The sequence below is a fragment of the Kluyvera sp. Awk 3 genome (assembly GCF_028069715.1).
GTDB classification, from domain to species: Bacteria; Pseudomonadota; Gammaproteobacteria; order Enterobacterales; family Enterobacteriaceae; genus Kluyvera; species Kluyvera georgiana_A.
Map to the genome: position 1 here is coordinate 1 of NZ_JANEWH010000211.1, position 5,072 is coordinate 5,072.

Below are 5,072 nucleotides of genomic sequence, written 5' to 3' on the forward strand. Positions count from 1 at the left end.
TGGTAAAAGATAATCTTTTATTTTAAGATGTATGATGACTAACCCTACAAAATAAAGGTAATCATGAAAAGCGCCCTGATTGTTGATGACCACCCGTCAGTACGTATGGCATTAAAGTTCATACTTGAGAGGTTAAATTTCATCACTATTGATGAATGTGATAATGGAGTCAGTGCCATCCAGCTTATTAAGAATAATCACTATCATATTGTTATTCTTGATATCGGGATACCTGGCATGGATGGTATGACAGTTATCAGCTCGGTGCGAAAAGCAGAAAACAATACCCGTATTCTGGTTTTTACTTCACAAACGCAGGATCTCTACGCTTCAAGATGTATGGCTGCCGGCGCCTCAGGGTTTGTCTCCAAGAATGATGATATGGAAAATGTCGCCTCAGCTGTAAAAGCTATCGAGTCTGGGTACTCTTTCTTCCCACATATCTATGCCAGTACCGATAATAATAAATCTCTGGTTAACCGACTGACCAACCGAGAGCTGGACGTTCTGCGTAAATTAGCCCGCGGGATGACCAACAATGAGATTGCCGCTGACATGTGCCTCAGTAATAAAACTATTAGCACCTATAAAACAAGAATAATGGAGAAACTGGGTATTAATACCCTGGTTGAACTTATCAACATCGCAAAGCAAGAAGATTTAGCATAATGTAATCCTGTGTATCAATTTAGTGCGTAGTCCTGGGGCTGGAAGTTCTGCAAGATTAAAAAAACTTACCTTCTGCGTGAATGTCAGAAAATTCGTACCGCCACCCCAGCCAATTCTGATGCTTCCTGAGCGTAAAATTGCGTATCCTGCCCCGCATACGGTACCCGACAACACCAGTCTGCGGAAATTGAGGTGCCTTCCACCCACATTGAAAGGATTTTTATGCGCTACTTAATGTTATTCGCCATCCCCCTCCTGAGTGCATGCAGCTTTAGTTTTATGCAGTATGATAACCTTCCCGTTGTGAACGCAACCTACAGTGACCATGCAACCAAAGCATCTGTTATGGCTGCCGGTGGCAAACCCGACAGTCAAATTAACCTTGGTGGAAATGGCTCCTGCCTGAACTACACCTTGCGCAACGGTAGCGAATCAATGCCGTTCTACGTTGCCTTTGATGGGTCTGGTAAGCGTATACATTACGGTTATATCACCTGCCAGGCGGCACAGCAGAAAGGGATTTTAAAATAAGAAAAAGCCTCTTCCGTTGAAGAGGCTTTTTTATTACCGCCCTGCCAATTTCTTAATATCCCGCGGATTTATTCGCCGCTTTAATTCTTTTATTTCTCGCCTCTTTTTCATATTTATCTTTCCCCTGCATGATACCGCCGGCGGCGTTTATCCAGCTTGATGCCGTGCAGCCAGACAGACTTAAAATTAAGACCATAGAGACAAAATATTTCATACTCATACTTTCCTGTATATTACTGTCTAAAAAGATTCAGGCACCCTGCCACTCTAAACGGCGTGATGATGATTCACGATAAAAACTTATATCAAGTAAATTTCTACTTGCACTGGAAGTTTGTTGACTACTTCTCCGAAAAGTCATAAGAAACAACCGGCATAAATACCTGGGCTAATGGAAAAAATATCTGACCAACAAGCTGAGATTTTCCAATATGTCCTGACTTACTGTCCCCCCCGATTGCCGGATAGAGTCAATCAGAGGAGCAGTGTGCATTTTTTTGTGGGAAAGATAGATAGGGAGTGCCTGATAACCGGGTAGGAAAATTCCCACCCCAGCTCCCGGATAGATTGACAGGCTACTAACGCCAGAAGATCTCACATTTAGAGTGGCTCAGATGAGAAGCGATCGTTCAACCTCTCCTCAAGCTGGAGAGTCAACCGCAGACATTCCTCAATACCCCTGGCGTTTGCCGCCTCTTCCAGTTGTTCACAGAGATCCGTCAGCGCATCATCCTTGATCAGAACAAAACCACCTTTGATACGGTGAGCAAGAGCCGCTATTTTTTTACAGTTATGCCTTTGAATTTCGTCATGTATATCACTGATACACTCCAGTGAGTGATCATACAGCGTTTTAATAAAATCTGGTGTGCTCAAGCATTCAGCTTCGTGAGTCCGAACGTTATTCACCGTGAAGTTCTCTGAGCACTGGTAGCGGTTTAGTGCGGAAGTGAGAGTTTCCAGAGTCGCGGGCTTGAAGATACAGTCATTCATCCCTGCATTGAGACAGGCCTCACGTTGCTCATCCCTGGCGTCAGCAGTGAAGCCCAATATCACCGTATCGGTGTCGTATTGCCTGATACGTTTTGCCAAATCCGTCCCACTGATACCGGGCATATTCCAGTCGGTAAACACCACATGCGGTTTAGCCATTTCCCACACATCAAATGCTTTCAGAGGGTCATCGCAAACAATAACCTGATAGCCCAACCAGCTCAGTTGCTTTTCCAGCACCAGCAGGTTGGGATAATAATCATCAACGATAAGCACTCTGATACCCCAGGAAACATGGGAAATGCCTTGCTTAGGCAGCTCTATGTTTGTATTTTCTGCCAGGTCATAATTCACGCTTAACAACACTTTGACCGTTGTTCCGTTACCTGGCTTGCTGCTCAGTGAAATATGCCCCCCCATCGCTTCGCACAGACTTCGGGTGATGGCCAGCCCTAATCCGGTACCCATCTGGCGATGCGCGGCATCTTCGGACAGCTGAGAGAAAGGTTTGAACAACTGGGAAAGGCCAGATTCAGGGATACCGCATCCGGTATCTTTAATCTCAATCAGCATCTGCGCTTCCCTGTCCCCTGGTGATTTAATCAGGGATACGGAAATACTGACGTGGCCTTCTTCGGTAAATTTAATCGCGTTGCTTAAAATATTACTCACTATCTGACGTAGACGTAGTCCATCCGTCCTGATAGCGCTCGTAGCGGCGAGTTCGTTAAAGCTAAGATTAAGAATAAGCCCCTTACTGGCAGCATTACCGTTAAACAGGAGAACGCACTGCTCAATGAGTTCTTTTAGATTCACGGTTGAGTAATGCAGCACAAGGCTATGCGATTCAATTTTACTGATATCCAAAATATTGCCGATAAGCTCCTGCAATACAAGCGACGACCGCTGCGCCACTTCAAATGCGGTACTGTCAATAATGCCCTGTTTTAACTTATCATTACCCAGCTCAAGCATGCCGATGATGGCATTCAGCGGCGTTCTAATCTCATGACTCATACTCGCGAGAAACGTGGTCTTAGCCACATTGGCCTGTTCCGCTGCAATCTGGGCCTGACGCAAACGTTCCTCCATTTGTTTACGGTCGGTAATATCGATCCAGCCGCCTACAATGCCCTGCACTATCCCGGTTTCATCGCTGTAGGGTGTCATCCAGTGATAAATGTCTTTAACCGCTCGTTCGTCAATAAAATTCAGTGTCCGATCTTTTATTATCGGGGTATTGTCACTTAAAATTTTAGCGAAATCTTTACGGTAGTCTGCCTCTGGTTCTGCTACAATGTACCTAAGAATATTATCCACATAAACTTCACCATTAATTCCTTTTCTGACATCCAGCGCAGTTTGATAAGCCTCATTGTTTGCTACAAGTTCGAAATGTTTATCCCGGATGTATAACGGATGTGGCGTGCCATTTATGAGTGCTTTATTTAACATTAATTGGTCGGCAAGATCCCGGCGTATCCTCTCATTGATTTTGATGTGTTTTCTTAGCGTATGCACCCATAGCGACAGCAGCGCAGATAAGACAATAATCACCATGATGGTGGATATGAGCGCATTACGGTTTTTTTCAATAAAAGATGGATGGCGTGGAGGTTCAGACCAACGACTCGCAATACGCGCTCGGTCCGCATCAGAGACATAATCCAGCGTTTTATTCAAAATGCTGTATAACCGCTCATTATCTGCTGGGACCGCGAATGAAAGTTTGAATATTTCATTCTGCACTGGCTTATCAATGTTTATGGTTCCCGGGTGAAGCAAAGATTGAAAACGCGCCGAAGTGAACGTATCAACAACTGCGTCCACTTTTTTGTCTGCCAGTAATTTATAGGCTTCAGTATGGTTTCTGGCAGCGACAAGCGTAACATTTCCAGGCAACCCGGGCCGAACATCCCTCACATTCAATGAAGTGGCAATTTTTTTAACTGCATTCTTTTTTTCCACGTTGCCGCCCAACACCATCACCAGAGGCGAATGCGCATAGCTACGGGTATAACTAAAACTTGGGGCTGAGGAGTATAAAGGGCTTGCATAACCCAATATTTGCGGCATTACGTTTTGCGTAGACGCTGGCGGGAAATGATTATCGGATTGGGCTTTGAAGTTAAAATGTATACCCAGCATGCTTCCTAAATACGACAGTAGGTCCGGCGTCAACCCGGTAAAACGCCCATTTTCATAGATAACAAATGGTGGCACTGATTCAGGAAGGAAGACAGCGACCTCTTTATTTTTTAATAGCCACTCTTTTTCTTCATCATTCAGGAACTCAGGCTCTCCTGGTGTAATAAAGTCCCCAGACTTATCCCACGATCTGATAAGCTTATAAATATTTGACTCTGGGATGCTGTTTAAACCGGAAACAATAACTTTCTTTGTGTTAGCATCGTTTTTACGTACGGTGAAAAAAACCTTCCCTGCCGGGATAGTACCCAGCTGCCCCGTAACCTGGAGATGAGTATACACAGGATTATCGGAGTAATACCCGCCAGTAATCGCGTCACCTATATACACGTCATTATGGTTTAGCGCAACAGAAACAAGCGCCTCGAGCACCGTGTTATAGCGAGTGATTTTTCCCTGAGGGTATATTTTTTTGAGAGAAACATCCGAGACAAAATCTTTGACAATAGCAATATTATTGCCTCTTGCAGTCAGTGATTCATCCGTGCTTCGAGTGATACTGATTAACTGATTTTGATTAATAAATGGGATAAAATCAAACAGATTGCTCTTTTCCGGGATGACATCTCCATAGGATGGAATAAGATCAATTTCATTATTGAGCAACGCAACGTGAAGATCATGCTCGTTATTATAACGCAGAACAGTAAATGTCTTACCCTCAATTGCAC

The 5,072-nt window shown here is 44.2% G+C and carries 4 protein-coding genes; 2 read left to right on the forward strand and 2 right to left on the reverse strand.

Features of this window, described 5'->3' with window-relative positions:
• Positions 1 to 63: 63 nt before the first annotated feature.
• Both NNN71_RS23505 and NNN71_RS23510 read left to right on the forward strand, forming a co-directional pair.
• Positions 64 to 669 (forward strand): response regulator transcription factor, encoded by a 606-nt coding sequence (locus NNN71_RS23505; protein ID WP_271459470.1) that lies wholly within the window; start codon positions 64 to 66, stop codon positions 667 to 669.
• 222 nt (positions 670 to 891) lie between these two features.
• Positions 892 to 1,200, forward strand: a complete 309-nt coding sequence (locus NNN71_RS23510) for a hypothetical protein (protein ID WP_163446170.1) — start codon at positions 892 to 894, stop codon at positions 1,198 to 1,200.
• A gap of 52 nt (positions 1,201 to 1,252) precedes the next feature.
• Here NNN71_RS23510 and NNN71_RS23515 read toward each other — a convergent pair whose 3' ends face one another.
• The gene (locus NNN71_RS23515; RefSeq protein ID WP_163446171.1) at positions 1,253 to 1,414 is read right to left on the reverse strand and encodes a hypothetical protein; all 162 of its coding nucleotides are present in this window, start codon (positions 1,412 to 1,414) and stop codon (positions 1,253 to 1,255) included.
• Positions 1,415 to 1,800: 386 nt separating this feature from the next.
• Positions 1,801 to 5,072 (reverse strand): ATP-binding protein (locus tag NNN71_RS23520; protein ID WP_271459471.1); only part of this gene is annotated, 3,272 nt, incomplete at its 5' end.

Excerpts from the sequence above, each read along its gene's own strand:
- NNN71_RS23505 (WP_271459470.1), top strand. The coding sequence starts at position 64 with ATGAAAAGCGCCCTGATTGTTGATGACCACCCGTCAGTACGTATGGCA.
- NNN71_RS23510 (WP_163446170.1), top strand. The coding sequence starts at position 892 with ATGCGCTACTTAATGTTATTCGCCATCCCCCTCCTGAGTGCATGCAGC.
- NNN71_RS23515 (WP_163446171.1), bottom strand. The coding sequence starts at position 1,414 with ATGAAATATTTTGTCTCTATGGTCTTAATTTTAAGTCTGTCTGGCTGC.